This is a genomic window from Pseudonocardia autotrophica (assembly GCF_003945385.1).
In the GTDB taxonomy this organism is placed as follows: Bacteria; Actinomycetota; Actinomycetes; order Mycobacteriales; family Pseudonocardiaceae; genus Pseudonocardia; species Pseudonocardia autotrophica.
Genome location: NZ_AP018921.1, coordinates 117,691 through 134,691 on the forward strand (window position 1 = coordinate 117,691; position 17,001 = coordinate 134,691).

The following is a 17,001-nucleotide window of genomic DNA, read 5'->3' on the forward strand; positions in this document are numbered from 1 at the left end:
TGAGTCGTGGACCAGAAGAAGGGCACCGTCGTGTTCGCCGTAGCGGCGGTGGTGATGACGTTCCTGGTCGCGGTGACCAGCATGGGCATCGCGATGTTCACCGCCGTCACCGGCGGGGTCCTGCCCGGCGGTGGCTGCGGCGGTGACGGCGGGATCGGCGGCGGATCGCAGTCGATCGGTGGAACCGACTGGAACGCCGAGCAGACCGAGAACGCCGCCACCATCGTCAACCGCGTCGTGCAGCGCAGCCTGCCCCGCCGGGCCGCGGTCATCGCCATCTCCACCACGATCGTCGAATCGCAGCTGGTCAACGTCGGTCACGGCGACCGCGACTCCCTCGGCCTCTACCAGCAGCGCCCCTCCCAGGGCTGGGGCTCACCAGCCCAGATTCTCAACCCCGTCGCGGCCACCGACACCTTCCTCGACCGGCTCGTTGAGCTGCCGGGTTGGGCCAGCATGGCACCCGGCCAGGCCGCCCAAGCCGTGCAGCGCTCCGCGTTTCCCGATCGCTACGCCCCCCAGGAAGAACCCGCCGCAGCGCTGGTCGACCAGTTCTGGGTCGGCCCGGACAACCCCGTTCCGGGCCCCACCGGCGCCCCGAACGTCCAGCTCGCCTCCTCGGTGTATGCCTGCCCCGATCAGGGCGGCGCCGGGGTCCCGCTGGCCCCGTCGAACATCGACCCCAAGCAGCTGCCGCCGGGATTCACTCCGCCCGCCGACCCGGCACAGCGGGCCGCGGTCACCTACGCCCTGGCCCAGCTCGGGAAGCCGTATGTCTGGGGTGCGAAGGGCCCGGACGGGTTCGACTGCTCCGGGCTCATGCTCGCCGCCTGGGCCTCAGCAGGTGTCCCGATCCCAGCCGGGACGGTGAATCAGAAGAACGCCGGCACCCCGGCCAGCCCGGCGAACATCGCCCCGGGCGATCTGGTGTTCATTCCGGGATCGCTCGGCTCCCCGAGCAACCCGCGCCACGTCGGCATGTACGTCGGCCAAGGCCTGGTCGTCAACGCCTACGACAGCAGCACCGGTGTGGTGCTGCAGCCGCTCTCGGACTGGGCCGACGAGATCACCCATGTCCGCCATATCGCCGGCCCCGCCGGCCAGCCCGCTCCGGACGCCGCCCTGGCCGAGGCCGCCCCATGACCGGCCACGACCACCGCACGCAACCGAGTTTGTCGGCGGGAGGTGCTCACCGGTGACCATGCCCGACTGCGGGCGTGACCTCTACGCCGACCTCGGTGTCGACGCCGACGCCACCCCCGAGCAGGTGCGTCGGGCCTACCGCGGGTTGGCCCGCCGGCTACACCCCGATCTCAACCCCGCACCCGACGCGAGCGCCCGGTTCACCCGGGTGGCGGCGGCGTATGCGGTGCTGGTCGACCCCGCGCGTCGCGCCGCCTACGACCACGCCCGCACCGCGCCCACCGACCCGGCCACCGCCACCGCGCCCGCCGCCGTGCGGGTCTACGACGATTACGCCCCGGCCGGGGCGCCGGGCGCCTTCGACGACTACGCCCCCGTCAGCGACTACACCGCTCCCGCCGCACCGGCCCCAGCACCCTCTTCTCCGCCGCGGCGGGCTACAGCGCCGCGGCCCGGCACGCCATCGCCGCCGTCGTGGGCGACCAGCCGATATGTCCCGCCCACGCGTGCGCCGTTCCCGCCCGGGTGGCCGACCGGGCGGATCGACCACGGCCGCCTCGGTGGGCGGCTGCTGCTGAAGGTGTGGCGTCTCGCGCCGCTGCCGGCCAACCGGGGCGGTCTCGTGGCGACGGTGCTGGCCACCGTCGCCGTCGCCTACATCGCCGCCGCCTCGCGGGCGGCGATGCCGCTGGAGGCCACCGTGATCGGCGCGCTGTCGACCATCGCGCTGGCCTGCTGGAGCGTGCGCGCCCTGGTCTGGACCGTACTGCGCGCCCGTGCCCGCCGTGCTGTGAAGGAGAAACACTGATGGGAATCCTCGCCCGCCGCACTCCCCACCCACCTGGCCCTGCTGCCGCCGCCGCACCGCCAGCCGCAGCGGCGGTCACTGCGCCGCGGCTCAACTGGCAACACGACCGGCCGTTCGGATGGAACGCGGTGCCCGAGCAGGCCCGCCACGCCCTTGCCGCGGCCGGGTGGGCCACCACCGACCCGCTGGCCGCGTCGTCGTACACGCCGACCACCCGGCGAGATGCGGGCGGGCGCTACTGGCGCGACACCGACGCCTGGTGGATCGACCAGGCCACGCTGCTCATCGTCCGCGCCCGCGAAGCGCTCACCCACCTCGGTACCGGATCCGGGGGCCGCCCCCGGCTGCGCCGGGCCCACGGAGGGGGCGGCACGGTGCAGGTCACCACGCACCAGCTCACCGGACCGGTCCCGACCGGGCAGCGCTGGAGCCGCCCCCCGCAGACCAGCGACCCCGCAGGCGACCGCACCGACGCGGTGCGCTTCACCGATACCTCGATCGAGCTCCTGCCCCGCGCGGTGCAGGACGAGCTCGGCCGCCCCACCGGCCAAGGCGCGCTGCGTCACTACCCGCCACACGGCGGCTATCGCGACCAGGTATCTGCCTACCGACGCATCTGCGCCACCGAACTGCTGGTGGTCTGCGCGGTGCGTGAGGGCGGGGCCTACCCGGATCCGGACAGCGCGATCGACGCCGCCGACTGGCACATCACCACCTACCGCCCGCAGGTCGGGACGCCGGCGGAGTCGGTGCTGACCATGTGATCCCGAGCCGCCACCGGTCACATACGCGAGCGTTCCCGGGAGGGGATATCTGTGGGCATGAACCGTCGGATGCTGTTGCGCCGGTCCGGCCAGCTCGGGCTGGGTGTGAGCCTGTTCGGGTCGGTGCAAGCACTGCTGTGCGCTCCGGCCGCCGCCGCACCGGCTGCGGTGGATGTCACCGGGTATGGGCCGCTGATCGACGACCCGGCCGGGAGGCTCGCCCTGCCCGAGGGTTTTTCCTACCGCGTGGTGACCGAAGCGGGGCAGACCCGTACCTACGAGGGCGAGCCGAGTCCCGGGGTCCACGACGGCGCCGCGGCGTTCGCCGCCGACGACGGCAACGTGCTGATCGTGCTCAACCACGAGGTACGCGGCGGACCGGACGACGACGGAGCGGTCCCGCACGAGAACGGACTCGTCTACCGCGACGACGCCGGTGGTGGCTGCACCATCATCAAGACCACTGCCGGGGGCGAGTTGCTGTGGGAGACCGTCGGGATCGCCGGGACGTCCACGAACTGCGCCGGCGGGGTCACGCCGTGGGATACCTGGCTGACCTGCGAAGAGACCGAGGACGACGGCCACGGGTGGGTGTTCGAGGTCGATCCGCACGACTTGGACGCCAACCGGGACCCGGAACCGATCACCACACTGGGCCGGTTCCGTCACGAAGCGCTCTGTGTGGATCCCGACAGCCTGGCCATCTATCTCACCGAGGACGCCGAAGGACCGAACGGCACCGTGTATCGCTGGCGGCCACCGTCGGGGTTCCGCGGCCGCAGCGGCGAGCTGAAGCAGCTCGGCACCGCCGACGGTGAGTTCGCGGCGCTGTCGTGCACCGACGGCGATGGGGCGGTGGTCGACGACCTCGCCCGGGCCGACGCGATCGACACCGTCTACACAGTCGAGTGGGTTTCGGTCGAGGACCGGGCCGCCGAGAACGGCTCTCTGCGCTCGGCTGAGGGCATCACCCGCGCGGCGAAACTCGAGGGTGCCTGGTGGGCCGACGACGGCGCCTACGTGGTCTCGAGCTACGCCGAGGACCACCGCGGGCAGGTCTGGTTCTACGATCCGGCCGAGTCCACGTTGCGGTTGACCACCGTCTTCGCGACCGAGGCCGACGGGGAGACCGTCGAGGCCCCGGACAACATCGTCGCGGCCGGCTACGGGGGCCTGATCGTGGCCACCGACGGGGATGGCGACAACCACCTGGCCGGCATCACCCCAGACGGCGACGTCTATCCGATCGCACGCAGCCAGATGGGCTCCGAGTTCACCGGCCCGGCCTTTTCTCCGGACGGGGCCGTGTTGTTCGCCGGCATCCAGAAACCCGGGGTGCTGTTCGCCATCACCGGCCCCTGGCAGCAGCGCAGCCCGCCATCGGGAACCGGCTCCAGCAGCCCCGGTAGCACCAACCGCTCAGGCACATCGGGCAGCTCCGAGGGCTCGGGCAGCAATACCGACAGCACCGGGCGCCGGGGGCCGTCGCGGGCCCGGGACCAGCGCCGCTGGCGGAGGGCCGAAACAACATCGACACCGCCGCGCACCTCGAGGAGCAGCCGATGACCCGCCCCCAAACCACCCGTCCCGGCGCCGAGGATCTGGCGCTACCGCTGACAGCCCTGGGCCTGGTAGTGGGCGTGGTCATAGTGCTCCAGGCCGCCGTGGTCCTCACCGGGCTGGTCACTACCGGCGCGGCCACGGTGCTCGGGATTGATGACGCCGTGGTGCTTGCCCGCTCGTGGTTCGGAGCGCCGCTCCCGCCGGGCTCGGTGGCCGCGCACCTGACCGACCACGCGAGGGTTTTCGTGGGTTGCCTGATCGCGGTCGTGATGGTGCTGCTCGCCGCCGCGGCGTTGGCCGGGCGGTGGTGGTGGCGCCGTCGGCGGCCGGCCCCGGCCGGGCACGCCACCCGGGCACAGTTGCAGCGGGAGTTGTCTCTGGAAGCGGTGCGGCGCAGCGCGGAGCGGACCCGCCCGGGTCTGAGTTCGGCCGAGCGGCGCAGCGCGGTCGGCACCGAAGTCGGGATCCCGTTCTACCGGTATCGCGACACGGCGTTGTACGCGTCGTTTTCGAACCTGACCGGCACCCTGGCCCCGACTCAGTCGGGGAAATCGCGCATGGATCTGGTGCACAAGGTCCTCGGCGCCCCCGGCGCACTGTTGTGTTCGACCACGAAACTCGACCTGGTCGAGTTCGCGGCATTGGCCCGCTCGCGGCGCGCCACAGCCGGGCCAGTGGTGGTCTATGACGCCACCGGCCGGTTGTCGTGGCCGTCACCGCTGCGCTGGTCACTGATCGAAGGCTGCGAGGACCAGCAGGAAGCCAACCGGCGCGCATTCACCCTGGTCGAGGCCGCCGCTGTACGGGTCGAGGCCGGCGGAGGTGGCGGCGCGGGAAACGACCGGGTGTTCCGCGAACGCGCCGTGGTGGTGCTGACCGCCTATCTCGTGGCCGCCGCGGTGTCCGGGTCGGGCATCGACGCCATCCGCGCCTGGTCCACCGAGCCCCCCGAACCGGGCACCGGACCGCGCCAGCCCGCCGACAGCCTGCCGGTGAAGCTGCTCACCGACGCCGGGCGAAGTGAGCTCGCCGCGAACCTGGCCGCGGAGATGGCCCTCGACCCGCGTACGGCCTCGGCGGTGTGGATGTCGGTGCGCCGCGTGGTCGGAGCCTGGACCGACCCACGGCTACGCGAGATGCTCGACCCGCCGCGCGGCCGCGGGCTGGACGTGCGCCGGTTCATCGGCCAGGGCGGGACGCTGTTCCTCATCGCCGACCAGCAGCAGGCCGCCGAAGCCGTCCCGGTACTCACCGCGCTGGCCGAGCACTGGATGCGCACCGCTCAGCAGATGGCGCTGGACTACCCGGCACGCCGGGTCGACCCGCCGGTGACCGTCGTGTTCGACGAGCTCGCCAACGGCACCCCCGTCCCCGGGTTGGCCCAGGTGGTCAGCGACGCTGCTGGCCGCGGCGTGGTCATCCACTGGGCCGCCCAGTCGCTGGCCCAGCTCGAGCGGATCTTCGGCCCCGTCGGATACCGCGAGGTCCTCGACAACACCACTAGCTTGAGCGTGTGGGGCGGGATCAAGGATGACCGCACCCTGCAGTGGATCTCCGAGCTGTGCGCGACCCACGAGCGGCTACGCCGCCAGGTCCAAACCGAGGGGCTGTTGTCCCGCGACCGCTACAGCATCGGCACCGAGACCAGCCCGGTGATGCGGGTCGGAGACATCCGCAAACTCGCCCCCGGCAAGGTTCTGGTCCTGCACCGCGGCCTGCCTTGCTTCATCGCCGACGTCCTCGACGTGTCCCGCCGACCGGACAACGCCGAGATCACCCACGACGTAGACGTTATCCGTGAACAGCAGGCGATCCCCATCGACGATCGCGGCTACCGGACCGGGACCCACGGCGGCCCGACCATGGGCCGATGAGCAACAACGACCCACCCACCGCCAGCCGGGCAGATGACCCTGGCCCGGCCCGGCCCCGGTCTGCGAACGCGCGCCGGTGGCCGCGCCGGGCCGCGGTGGCGGTCGGTGCGGTGGTGGCGCTCGGGATCAGCGTGTTCGCCCCTGCCAACGGGCGGGCGGTGCTGCGGACTGCCGACGAGGCCAGCTCCACCGCCGATCCACCGTATTTGCAGGTCGACGACCGGTTCCTGGCCGCCGGTGGGGAGCCGTTCTTCTGGATGGCCGATACCGCGTGGGCGATGCTGGGCAAGCTGGGCACCGACGAGATCACCGAGTACCTCGACATCCGCGCCGAGCAAGGGTTCAACGTCGTCCAGACGGTCGCGATGTTCCCGCAGGCCGGCGCCGAGTCGCCGGGCGACACGGTGGAAGCCGCGGCGGACAACGACGAGTTCTGGGACCGGGTCGAGTTCGCGATCGACGCGGCCGCCGCGCGCGGGATGTATCTGGCGATCCACCCGGTCTGGGGAGACAAGCAAACCGGCTCCGTCATCGACGAATCGAGCGCGCGGGGCTACGGCGAGTTCCTGGGCGAGCGCTTCGGCGCCTACGACAACGTCACCTGGACGCTCGGCGGGGACCACCCGGCCGACGGCGAAGAGCAGCTCTGGACCGAGCTGGCCGAAGGGCTCGACGCCACCGGCGGCACGCAGGTCAAGACCTACCACCCGCGTGGCGATCAATCGTCTGCGACCTGGTTCGCTCAGGCCGAGTTTATCTCAATCGTGAGGTTCAGGTAGCGCACTGACCTGCGCTTTTCCGCTATAGACATGTCCATTACGCGAAGCAGTGTGAGTCGTAAGGACGGCACGGGTTCAGCTGTTCATCCGTGGAGCGCCCACCGAGCCGCGCCTCGTCGACCGGGGCGACGATCGTCCCCGGACCTGGCGCGTCCTGCCGCTGCGGGACGACCACTGCGGCGTTGAGCGCATCCACCGTGTGTGTCCGGAGAGGTCGGCGTGGTCGGCGTGGTCGGCTCGCTGCCTGGAGATGGCTCGGGGCTGACCGAGCCCGCCTGGCACTGCTCACCGTTGCATGGGCGGTACGCTGATCCGCATGGCCGGTCCCGACCTATCTCGCCGCGTCGAGCGAGCCGAGGAAGACGTCACCGCGATCTCGGACACCGTGCTCGAGATCAAGGAGACCGTGGATCGACACACCGAGACCTTGGAAGCACACGGCCGCGAGCTCGCTGCTATCAGGGAGACCCAGTCGCAGCACGGCGAGGTGCTCGCCGAGATTCTGCGCCGCCTCGACGCTCGCTGACCAGATCTCCCTACAGCCGGGCCCGGTATGTCCAATCCCGGGGCGACATCAACGAGCACGCAAGCGGCAGCCCGTCCCGTACGTGACCTTTGCGACCTTGGAGCAGGGTGTCGCGTGTTCGTAGCAACCGTCAGCCGGTCGGCCGAGTTCGACGTCGACGTCGAACTCGATCGCGCAGGAGAAGGTGCTGCTCTCGCCTCGAGCGGGCCACGACTAGCCTTGCCCGGTCTGCTCCGGTTCCGCGCCTATCTCGATCGTGGCCGTCGCCTAATGCGCCCAGGACCTGCGTACTTTCGCTCGGGCTTGCTTGTGACGCGGCGCGCTCGGGCAGGATGCGTGGGACCACATCAAGTCGGTGACGTAGCCGGCGGGGCTTCTTCGACCGGCTACCCGCGGCGGCGGGGTCATTCCCAGCCGAGCGTGGTCGAGCTTTGTTCAGCTCGCGGTGGCCTTCCTGGCCGAGTGGAGTCCGTGTCCCGCTCCATGCGAACCTCCGCCAACTGAGCGGCTCTGCCGAGGACGTCGGTCTTCCACCGTTGACCCTGAGCCACCCCGGCGCTGAATCTGCAAGCGTGTGAGAGTTTGCTGAGAGACACGGGGCGTGCAGTGACGGCCTGTCCGTAGCCATACCGCGGTTGACCTGGTGTTATAGGTAAGCGTTACATCGTTCAGCCTACGCCATACTCTGCTCTGACGTAACGGTAGTGTTCATCCGCGGCGCGGCCTTGATCACGGGCCGCGTTCGGAGGGGGAGTTCGTGAGCACACTGGCAGGCGACTTCGACTCGCGGCGTAACGCGTTCGATGTCCTGCGCTTGATCTTCGCCGTGACCGTGGCGGTGATCCACGGCATGGATATTCACACCGGCAGTCAGCCCTTCTGGGGAAGCACCTCGGTAGGTGATCTTGCGCTGGACGGCTTCTTCATCCTCAGCGGCTTCCTGGTGACTCGCAGCTACCTGCGGCTCGATTCCCCGCTGCGGTACGCCTGGCACCGGTTCCTGAGGATCATGCCGGGCTTCTGGATCTGCCTGCTCGTGGTCGCGTTCGTCGCGGCTCCGACCGCGGCCGTGCTGCAGGGCATGCCGGCGGCAACGGCGTTCACCGAGGCCTCGTCGGCACTGCGGTTCGTGCTGGTCAACTCGGGACTGCTGATGCTGCAGTACGAGATCGGCGGCATCCTCGACCCGGGCGTGGCCGACGGCAGTTTCAACGGTGCGCTGTGGACCCTGTTCTTCGAGGCAGCGTGTTACGCGCTGGTACTCGGGCTGGGGGTTCTCGGCCTGCTCCGGCACCACCGGTGGACCGTCCTGGCCGTGGCCGGTGTCTTCGCGGTGGTGACGGTGCTGCAGGAGGCCGGCGTCGAGACGATGGTCAACGACCGCGTGCTGCGTCTCGGTTTCGTATTCGTACTGGGCATGGTGGCCTACCGATTCAGTGATCAGATCCCGACCCGGGGCGCTCTCGTGCTCGTGGCGGTCGCGGTGTTCGGCGTCAGCCTGTTCCTGTTCCAGGACTACCGCGTCCTCGGCGCGGCGCCGTTGACCTATGTCTTCTTCTGGCTGGGGACCCGGCGTCGGCTGTCCTGGTCGATGCGCCACGACGTGTCCTACGGGATGTACATCTACCACTGGCCGGTACAGCAGGTTCTGAACCTGACAGCGCTCTCCGCGGTTCCGACGGCGTTGTTCGTCGGAACCGGACTCCTCACGACGCTGCCGCTCGCGGTGGCGTCCTGGTTCCTGATCGAACGTCGGGCGATGCGGTGGAAGAACGTGACACCACGGCTCGGGCGACGGCCGGCACACGGACACGACGACGCCGCCGCCGACGGTCCGTCCGACGCCGCAACGGAGGTGATGTCGGTACCGCAGCCCGGCCAAGGACCTGGCCCGGTCGCCGCTACCGATCGATCGCCGGCCGAGGTCACCGACAGTCTCCCTACGGAGCGGCTGCACGTGTCCGGCAGCCCGGACGACACCGTGCCCATCCGGATCGCAGACGGCGGGGCCCGTGTCCCGCCACCGAGCGGGCAGCGATCGGCACGAGCTGGGAACGGTGAGCTGATCGACGCCGCCAGTGAGCTGGATGTGAGTAGTCGTCGCGACGGCGCAGCGACGCCGCCCCGCCTCAGGGCACGGTGACAGGCAGATTCCTCCTCGGCGGTCTGCGCCAGGGCGCCGGCTCCCGGATCGGCTGCACTGCCAGCAGTACGGCGACGCTGGCACAGGCGCACCGTGACGACGCTGCTGATCGCGAACGCGGTGGAAAGCTGGCGCCGAGCCCGCAGGGCCGTCGAACGGGCCGGCACGGTGTCCGCGCGATGCTGCGGGTGAGCACGAGCGGCCAGGGGCGATGCCCGCACCTTCACCCTCAGCCCCCGCCGCAACCCTGCCCACGCGACGCGAGTGGGCGGAGCACCGACGCCATGCCCCGACTCACGTCCGACCTCCAGCCGCTCCCACGTGCGCCCAGCCTGAACCACACCTGCCACTCCATAACCTCGAGCTCATGGTCAACCACCGCCGAAGTCCGGCCGGGGATGTAGGTCAGACAGGAAGCCACTGCCCACCGCAGCTCTCGATCTCGGGTAGTACGCGGCGGAGCTCGTCGAGCAGGTCCGGCACGAACAGCAGAACCGTGTCCGGGCGGCGACGTGTCAACTCCTCCGGCGTGACCACGGGGATGTCGGTGCCTGGCATCCGGCAGTTCTGTTTCGCGGGCGAGGCGTCGGCGACGACCGGGAGCAGGTCGGCGTCGATGCCGGCGAGCACGAGCAACGGCACGGCCCGCGACGCCGCCCCGTAGCCGAGGACGATCTCGCCGCGGGCGCGAGCCTGGCGCAGCGTGTCGACCAGTGCCTCGGCCCCGGAGTGCACGTCCTCCTGCAGGGCGTGCACCCGCGCGGGGTCGCGGACACCGATGAGTCGCTCGTAGCGACACAGCTTCTCCACGCTGCCGTGGTGGTCCGCACCGGCGCGTGAGGCGACCAGGGTGACCGTCCCGCCGTAGAGGGAGAAGTCGCGCGCGGCCACGGCCGAGAGCCCCACCCGGGCCAGCATCTCGACCATGGCGGGCGTCGAGTAGTAGGCGAGGTGGCCGAGCCGGACCGCGTTCCACTGGCGCAGTCGCAGGATCGCGGCCAGGGAGTGGAACTGCACCACCAGCCGCCCACCCGGTCGCAACCGTGCCGCACGCGCGCGCAGCGCGGCCTGCTGGTCGGCGGCGTGCATCATGCCGAAACAGCCGTCGACGACCAGATCGGCGGCCTCACCAGTGCCAGCGATTCGGCCGACGAGCCCGGCCTCACGTAGCTGCGGCAGCCAACTTCCCCCGTGAGGGCTGTCGTACTCGGCGACGATGCCCCCGGTCGGGATCAGGTTTGGTCCGGCGAGCCAGCCGGCCGATTCACGCCGCTGCGTGCGCAGCGCCTCGGGTTCGAGACCGGCGACCTCTTCCGGGACGTCGTCATGGTCGGTCAGCTGTGCGAGTCCACACGCCTGGCACAGCCACAACCGCACAGGGAAGGTCGGGTCCGGGCCGGGGTCGGTCCGGGCGGGGAAGAGTTCGCACGACGGCTGCTGGCCGAGATCGACGACGACATCACCCTGCTCCGCCCCGCAGAAGCAGCATCTGATTACCTCAGCCGTCACCCGCCGAACTCTACCGTCCGGTGAGAGTCGCCCGAGATAACCGAGTGAAGGTCGTCAGTGGGGCCAGCATCGACGACGGCGGGCACCGGCGCGTTCCGCCCCGCCGGGTGAACAGGGCGTGGCGTGCGGAGATCAAGCCGCGCCTCGGCGCTGGTCGTGGCCTCCGGTCTCGACTCGGTCGGGCGTCGACGTGCCTCCGGGCTACCAGACTGGTTCGGCGTATCAACTGATGCGGCATCCGGCGAGTCTCGCGTGGACCGTACCCAGAACTGTGGATCTCTCCCGGTCCGGCGCGGGCACGGGGGGTTGCGGACCGGATGCTGTGCCCGTGCCCCGCAACCGCTCCGTCGCCCCACGACCGCTCGCCACGACGCGTGGCGGTCTCGCGACGACCGCACTGGTGCTCGGCGCGCTGGGCGCCGTGTGCGTCGCGGCCGCGATCGGCCTCTCCGTCGTCACACCGCTCCCGCTGGGCGGCCTGGCGCTCGCCTCCGGCGGCGTGGTCCTCACACTGGCGGGGCTGCTGCTCGGCACGATCGACGCGACCCGGGGGCCGGTGCGCGGGAACCGCAGGGCGGTCCTCGCGGCCGGGGTGTCGGTCGCCGGTCTGGCCGGCGGACTGATCTGGCTGGCCGCGTTCGTGATCACCGCGGTGGCCGGGCCCGCCCCGACCACCACGGTCCAGCCGCAGACCGGCACCGAGACCTGCGCGCCGTCGAGCTGCGCGGCCGACTGACCGGTCAGGAGACCGACGACCCCGCGGGCATCGCCTCGAACCGCAGGTCCGGGAACTTCTTGCAGATGATGTCCATCCGCCACTTGTTGCTGAGCAGCGCCAGGTACTCGCCGTCGGAGTCGCGGCGAAGCACCTCGCACTCGGACTGCGACGACAGTGCCTCGACCGCGGCCTGTTCGGTCAGCCGGGCGGTCCGGTAGAGCAGGTCGGCGTTCGGTGCCGCCCGCGGCATACGCCGGACGATTTCCATGGGCCGGTACGGCCGCAGACGATGCAGCTCAGGGGGTCTGTGAGGCGTTGTACGACCGGGTGGATGTGTCGAGGTTCTTCAGGTCACGTGACAACGACTCGAGGCTGTCGACCTGGTGGCGCAGGGCATCGAGCCGACTGTCCGTGGCCGCCCGGAACATCGCCAGACGACCGAGCAGATCCTCGAGCCGCTCCGAGCTGAGCTCCTCCTGCTGCGCCAGCCCGTCCACGGTCGCCAACAGCTCCTTGATCTGGTCGAGGCTGAAGTCGAGCGGCTTGAGCCGCTTGATGAACGCCAGCCGTTCGACATCGGTTTCGGTGTAGAGCCGAAATCCGCCCGCTGAACGTGCCGACGGGGTCACCAACCCCACTTCGTCCCAGTGGCGGATGGTGCGCAGCGACAAACCGATGCGCGTCGATACCTGACCGATCTGCATCAGCTCCTCGCCCATCGACATGCCCCACCTTTCGTCACCGCCCGACACGGGCGCTGTCGGTCGAGGATAGTCAGCGACGCGAACGACAGGTGCACGACGCACCCATCGCTGCGCACCACCACCCAGCAACCCTGACGTGAGGGCAATTAGACACTCCGTTGGAAGCTCGGCTCAAGTGCACGTACGCCCCCAGTAGGCCAGCACGATGCGCATGAACTCGGCGCTAACACTCCTGTTACGTTAGGGTAGATTTCTGCGTGGTTGTCACCCTTCCCGATGAGGTCTGATGCACGTTCGTTCCACGCCGCTGCCGGGGGTGCTGCTGTTCGCGCCGTCGCCGCACCGTGACGAGCGCGGGTTCTTCAGCCGTACCGCCGAGGCGCGCACACTGACCGAGGCCGGGATCGATCCGGCCGGGTTCGTGCAGGACTCCCAGTCCCGCAGTCGACAGGGTGTGGTGCGCGGCCTGCACGGGCGTACCGGGGCCGGTGAGGCCAAGCTGGTGCGCTGCTCGCACGGGGCCCTGTTCGACGTCGTCGTGGATGCGCGTCCGGACTCACCGACCTTCGGGCAGTCGGCGACGTTCCGGCTCGACGACGACAACCTGGCCTCGCTGTATCTGCCGCGCGGGGTACTGCACGGGTTCCAGGCGCTGACCGAGACCGCTGACATCTGCTATCGCATCGACGCCGAGCACGACCCCGGTGAGGACATCGCGGTCCGCTACGACGACCCCGAGCTGGCGATTCCCTGGCCGGTCCCGGTGTCGTTGGTCAGCGACCGGGACGCGACGGCGGCCTCATGGCGGGAAGCTGTGCCGTACTTCCGTCGCCACGGCCGCGGCTTCAGCCGGGCGAGATGAGCCGGTCCGGGCGACGTCCCCGGGGCTCCAGCCCTCCGGGGGGTCGCCGGATCGCACGCGACGGCGCCCGCCTACCCCCCTTGCGGCGGGCGCCGTCGTCGTGACCGTGACCGATGGTCAGTCAGTGGCCGCCGGCGAGGTGGCCGGCGAGTCGCTGGTGTCGGGTGCTGCTGTCGTGGTTCATGCCGGTCACAGTCACCTCGATGCCGCGTGCGGCGTACTTGGTCGTGATCGCGTCCAGGGAGGCAACGGTGGAGGCGTCCCAGATGTGGGCGGCGGACAGGTCAATGACCACGTGTTGCGGGTCGTTCGCGTAGTCGAAGGAGAACACGAGGTCGTTGCTGCTGGCGAAGAACAGCTGACCGCTGACCCGGTAGACCTTGCTGGTGCCGTCCGGATCGAGCACCGAGCTGACCTCGACCAGATGCGCGACCCGGTGCGCGAACAGCACCATCGCCACCAGCACTCCGACCCCGACGCCGTAGGCCAGGTTGTGCGTGCCGACGGTGACGGCGACGGTCGAGACCATCACCGTCGTCTCGCTCTTGGGCATCCGGCGCAGGACCGAGGGCTGCACGCTGTGCCAGTCGAACGTCGAGACCGCCACCATGATCATCACGGCGACCAGGGCCGCCATCGGGATCAACGCGACGACCTCGCCCAGGGCCACCACCAGGATCAGCAGGAACACCCCGGCCAGGAACGTCGAGACCCGGGTGCGGGCACCGGACTTCACGTTGATCATCGTCTGGCCGATCATGGCGCAGCCGCCCATGCCGCCGAAGAACCCGGTGACGACGTTGGCGACGCCCTGGCCCCACGACTCGCGGGTCTTGTCGGAGTGGGTATCGGTGATCCCGTCGACGAGCTTGGCGGTCATCAGCGACTCGATGAGGCCCACGAGCGCGATCGCGAGCGCGGACGGGGCGATGATCAACAGCGTCTCGACGGTGAACGGCACCAGGGGTATGCCGAGCACGGGCAGGGTGTCGGGCAGCTCGCCCTGATCCCCCACGGTCGGGACCGTCACCGCGGCGAACACGGTGAAGCAGGTCAGCAGCACGATCGCGACCAGCGGCGCCGGAACGGCCTTCGTCAGCCGCGGCAGGCCGACCATCACGGCGAGCCCGACCGCGGTGAGGGCATAGACCGGCCACGGGACGTCGATCAGGTGCGGCAGCTGAGAGGTGAAGATCAGGATCGCCAGCGCGTTGACGAAACCGACCATGACGCTGCGCGGCAGGAACCGCATCAGCCGGGCGAAACCGGTCACCGCGAGCAGCACCTGGAGCACCCCGCCCAGGACGACGGCCGCGAGCAGGTACTCCACGCCGTACTCACGCGAGAGCGGGGCGACCACCAGTGCGATGGCACCGGTTGCTGCGGTGATCATTGCCGGCCGGCCGCCGCAGAAGGCGATCACGACCGCCATCGTGAACGACGCATAGAGCCCGACCTTCGGGTCGACCCCGGCGATGATCGAGAAGGCGATCGCCTCGGGGATCAGCGCCAGCGCGACCACGAGGCCGGCGAGCGCCTCGGTGCGCAGCACGCGCGGACCGGGGATGCGGATCTCGGACAGGAACCGGGGAAAGGCAGGACGCGACATCGCCACTTTCTGTGGGGAGCGAAGGGGAGCGGCCACGACGCTGGGGCCACGAGATCAGGCAAGACTCTACTGTCACGTGACAGGAGAGTCATGGCCGGTGTGACCATGCCGACTCCCTCGCTCTCCGGCGCGCCGGCCATAGCTGAAGAGCCACGTGACTCCAGCACTGCCCCGACCTGACCGGTCAAGTCCGCTGGCGTGGTGTGTGACGACTACCGCGTGATCTTCTAGTTCTGTCAGGCGCTGAGCGCCGGGATCGTGTCTGTTGAGGTCACCTCCTCGCTGCTGGAGCCGGTGCCGGGGACTGCGGTGACGCGGGAGCGGGCGAGGACCTCGAGGCCGAGGTAGCGGCGTCCCTCGGCCCATTCGTCGTGTTGCTCGGCCAGCACGGCGCCGACGAGACGGATCAGCGAGTTGCGGTCCGGGAAGATGCCGACGACGTCGGTGCGACGCCGGATCTCGCGGTTGAGTCGCTCGGAGGGGTTGTTCGACCAGATCTGTCGCCAGACCTCTTTCGGGAAGCTGGTGAAGGCCAGGACGTCGGCGCGGGCGGTGTCGAGGTGCTCGGACACCGTCGGGAGTTTCTCCGCCACGCCGTCGAGGACCCGGTCGAACTGGGCGTGAACGCTGGTGGCGTCGGGCTGGTCGTAGACCGAGTGCAGCAGCGCCCGCACCCACGGCCAGCTGGACTTGGGGGTAGCGGCCATCAGGTTCGCCGCGTAGTGCGTCCTGCAGCGCTGCCAGGCAGCGCCGGGCAGGGTGGCGCCGATCGCGTGGACGAGCCCGGCATGAGCGTCGCTGGTGACCAGCCGGACCCCGGACAGGCCGCGGGCGGTCAGGTCTCGGAAGAACCCGAGCCAGCCGGCTCCGTCCTCGGCGGAGGTGACCTGCAGGCCGAGGATCTCCCGGTGCCCGTCAGCGTTGACGCCGGTGGCCAGCAGAGCGTGCACGTTGACCACCCGCCCGCCCTCACGCACCTTCAAGACCAGGGCGTCGGCGGCGATGAAGGTGTACGGGCCCTGGTCGAGCGGGCGGGTCCGGAACTGCTCGACCTGGCCGTCGAGGTCTCGGGCCATCTCCGAGACTTGCGACTTCGACAGTCTGGTGATCCCGAGGGACTCGACGAGCTTCTCCATCCGCCGCGTCGACACCCCGAGCAGATAGCAGGTCGCGACCACCGTCGTGAGTGCCCGCTCCGCCCGGCGGCGACGTTCCAGCAACCAGTCGGGGAAGTAGGAACCGTTGCGCAGCTTCGGGATCGCTACGTCGATGGTGCCCGCGCGGGTGTCGAAGTCACGGTGTCGGTAGCCGTTGCGGATGTTCGTGCGGGCCTCGCTGCGCTCGCCCCACGCTGCCCCGCACACTGCGTCGGCATCGGCGGACATGAGTGTGTTGATGAACGTGGTGAGCATCTGGCGCAGCAGATCGGGACTCGCCTGGGACAGCTGCTCGTGCAGGAACTCGGAGGGGTCGATACTGGAGGGTGCGGTCATCGCGTGGAACTCCTGAAGCACTGTGGAAGGTCTCCAGAAGATCACGCGGTGGCCGCCCCACACCTCGACGCCACGGCCCTGACCAGGACCGGGTCGCACACCACCTTGGTGGACGCCACTACCTGACCGTTTTCTGCAGCGAGGTTGAGCCCGATCGCCGCCGCGTCGGCGCGTGGTCGCACCAGGCGGGCGAACGGCTGCTACGGGTACACGCTCCTCGTACGGCCAGCGCGGACGATGCCGATAACTCTCACGTCCGGATAAGGTTGGCTGTGCCAGTCCCCCGGCGATGCCGCCCCGGGCCCCGGAGCCGTCTCGCCGGACGCCTCGCCACGACACCGCCCAACGAAGGAGACGGATTGTGGACCACGCGCCTTCCGCGGCGTCCCGGACCCGAACGGGTCTCGGCCCGGATGATCTGCTGATCTTCGCCGAACCGTCGGTGCCGGGTGCGAGGTGCGCGCAGCCATCGATCGACTCGATCGTCCACTACGCCCCAGTTTCTC

Annotated in this window: 15 protein-coding genes; 10 read left to right on the forward strand and 5 right to left on the reverse strand. The window is 70.1% G+C overall.

Translation table 11 applies throughout. The annotated features are described in order from the left end of the window. Nucleotides 1–6: 6 nt before the first annotated feature. The 8 genes from Pdca_RS34315 (at nt 7) to Pdca_RS34350 (ending at nt 9,600) form a co-directional block, all read left to right on the forward strand. Nucleotides 7–1,143, forward strand: a complete 1,137-nt coding sequence (locus tag Pdca_RS34315) for a C40 family peptidase (RefSeq protein WP_085916403.1) — start codon at nt 7–9, stop codon at nt 1,141–1,143. 58 nt (nt 1,144–1,201) lie between these two features. After that, the gene (locus Pdca_RS34320; RefSeq protein ID WP_085916420.1) at nt 1,202–1,951 is read left to right on the forward strand and encodes a J domain-containing protein; all 750 of its coding nucleotides are present in this window, start codon (nt 1,202–1,204) and stop codon (nt 1,949–1,951) included. Beyond that, entirely contained in the window at nt 1,951–2,715 is a 765-nt protein-coding gene (locus Pdca_RS34325; RefSeq protein ID WP_125911722.1) for a hypothetical protein, read from the forward strand. Before Pdca_RS34320 ends, Pdca_RS34325 begins: the two co-directional genes overlap by 1 nt. A 51-nt stretch (nt 2,716–2,766) precedes the next feature. After that, a complete protein-coding gene (locus Pdca_RS34330; RefSeq protein ID WP_456300195.1) occupies nt 2,767–4,281 on the forward strand; it encodes an alkaline phosphatase PhoX in 1,515 nt (504 codons plus the stop codon). After that, entirely contained in the window at nt 4,278–6,152 is a 1,875-nt protein-coding gene (locus tag Pdca_RS34335; RefSeq protein ID WP_085916400.1) for a type IV secretory system conjugative DNA transfer family protein, read from the forward strand. Before Pdca_RS34330 ends, Pdca_RS34335 begins: the two co-directional genes overlap by 4 nt. Continuing rightward, nucleotides 6,149–6,931, forward strand: coding sequence for an apiosidase-like domain-containing protein (locus Pdca_RS34340; protein ID WP_085916399.1), 783 nt, complete (start codon nt 6,149–6,151; stop codon nt 6,929–6,931). The genes Pdca_RS34335 and Pdca_RS34340 overlap by 4 nt, the downstream gene beginning before the upstream one ends. Before the next feature lie 316 nt (nt 6,932–7,247). Next, a complete protein-coding gene (locus tag Pdca_RS34345) occupies nt 7,248–7,457 on the forward strand; it encodes a hypothetical protein (protein WP_125911723.1) in 210 nt (69 codons plus the stop codon). A 757-nt stretch (nt 7,458–8,214) separates the two neighbouring features. Further along, nucleotides 8,215–9,600, forward strand: a complete 1,386-nt coding sequence (locus Pdca_RS34350; RefSeq protein WP_085916397.1) for an acyltransferase family protein — start codon at nt 8,215–8,217, stop codon at nt 9,598–9,600. Between the two features lie 405 nt (nt 9,601–10,005). Here the strand turns inward: Pdca_RS34350 and Pdca_RS34355 are convergent, their stop codons facing one another. Further along, nucleotides 10,006–11,109, reverse strand: a complete 1,104-nt coding sequence (locus Pdca_RS34355) for a methyltransferase C-terminal domain-containing protein (RefSeq protein WP_085916396.1) — start codon at nt 11,107–11,109, stop codon at nt 10,006–10,008. Between the two features lie 328 nt (nt 11,110–11,437). Here Pdca_RS34355 and Pdca_RS34360 point away from each other — a divergent pair, with 328 nt between their 5' ends. Further along, nucleotides 11,438–11,845 (forward strand): hypothetical protein, encoded by a 408-nt coding sequence (locus tag Pdca_RS34360; protein ID WP_085916395.1) that lies wholly within the window; start codon nt 11,438–11,440, stop codon nt 11,843–11,845. A gap of 4 nt (nt 11,846–11,849) precedes the next feature. Here the strand turns inward: Pdca_RS34360 and Pdca_RS34365 are convergent, their stop codons facing one another. Together Pdca_RS34365 and Pdca_RS34370 are read right to left on the reverse strand one after the other, a co-directional pair. After that, entirely contained in the window at nt 11,850–12,095 is a 246-nt protein-coding gene (locus Pdca_RS34365) for a hypothetical protein (protein WP_179956601.1), read from the reverse strand. 28 nt (nt 12,096–12,123) lie between these two features. Continuing rightward, nucleotides 12,124–12,546, reverse strand: coding sequence for a MerR family transcriptional regulator (locus Pdca_RS34370; RefSeq protein WP_085916419.1), 423 nt, complete (start codon nt 12,544–12,546; stop codon nt 12,124–12,126). A 271-nt stretch (nt 12,547–12,817) separates the two neighbouring features. Here Pdca_RS34370 and Pdca_RS34375 point away from each other — a divergent pair, with 271 nt between their 5' ends. Then, nucleotides 12,818–13,393: a dTDP-4-dehydrorhamnose 3,5-epimerase family protein gene (locus tag Pdca_RS34375; RefSeq protein WP_085916394.1), complete on the forward strand. Its 576-nt coding sequence runs from the start codon at nt 12,818–12,820 to the stop codon at nt 13,391–13,393. Between the two features lie 121 nt (nt 13,394–13,514). Here the strand turns inward: Pdca_RS34375 and Pdca_RS34380 are convergent, their stop codons facing one another. Next, entirely contained in the window at nt 13,515–15,002 is a 1,488-nt protein-coding gene (locus Pdca_RS34380) for a SulP family inorganic anion transporter (RefSeq protein ID WP_085916393.1), read from the reverse strand. Between the two features lie 236 nt (nt 15,003–15,238). After that, on the reverse strand, nt 15,239–16,495 hold the full coding sequence (locus Pdca_RS34385; protein ID WP_125911373.1) for an IS256 family transposase: 1,257 nt from the start codon (nt 16,493–16,495) through the stop codon (nt 15,239–15,241). Nucleotides 16,496–17,001: the final 506 nt, after the last annotated feature.

What these genes read in the sequence shown, in the direction of transcription:
- Pdca_RS34370 (WP_085916419.1), bottom strand. Translation starts at nt 12,546, where the DNA reads ATGGGCGAGGAGCTGATGCAGATCGGTCAGGTATCGACGCGCATCGGT.
- Pdca_RS34320 (WP_085916420.1), top strand. Translation starts at nt 1,202, where the DNA reads ATGCCCGACTGCGGGCGTGACCTCTACGCCGACCTCGGTGTCGACGCC.
- Pdca_RS34380 (WP_085916393.1), bottom strand. Translation starts at nt 15,002, where the DNA reads ATGTCGCGTCCTGCCTTTCCCCGGTTCCTGTCCGAGATCCGCATCCCC.
- Pdca_RS34325 (WP_125911722.1), top strand. Translation starts at nt 1,951, where the DNA reads ATGGGAATCCTCGCCCGCCGCACTCCCCACCCACCTGGCCCTGCTGCC.
- Pdca_RS34385 (WP_125911373.1), bottom strand. Translation starts at nt 16,495, where the DNA reads ATGACCGCACCCTCCAGTATCGACCCCTCCGAGTTCCTGCACGAGCAG.
- Pdca_RS34335 (WP_085916400.1), top strand. Translation starts at nt 4,278, where the DNA reads ATGACCCGCCCCCAAACCACCCGTCCCGGCGCCGAGGATCTGGCGCTA.
- Pdca_RS34375 (WP_085916394.1), top strand. Translation starts at nt 12,818, where the DNA reads ATGCACGTTCGTTCCACGCCGCTGCCGGGGGTGCTGCTGTTCGCGCCG.
- Pdca_RS34365 (WP_179956601.1), bottom strand. Translation starts at nt 12,095, where the DNA reads ATGGAAATCGTCCGGCGTATGCCGCGGGCGGCACCGAACGCCGACCTG.
- Pdca_RS34345 (WP_125911723.1), top strand. Translation starts at nt 7,248, where the DNA reads ATGGCCGGTCCCGACCTATCTCGCCGCGTCGAGCGAGCCGAGGAAGAC.
- Pdca_RS34340 (WP_085916399.1), top strand. Translation starts at nt 6,149, where the DNA reads ATGAGCAACAACGACCCACCCACCGCCAGCCGGGCAGATGACCCTGGC.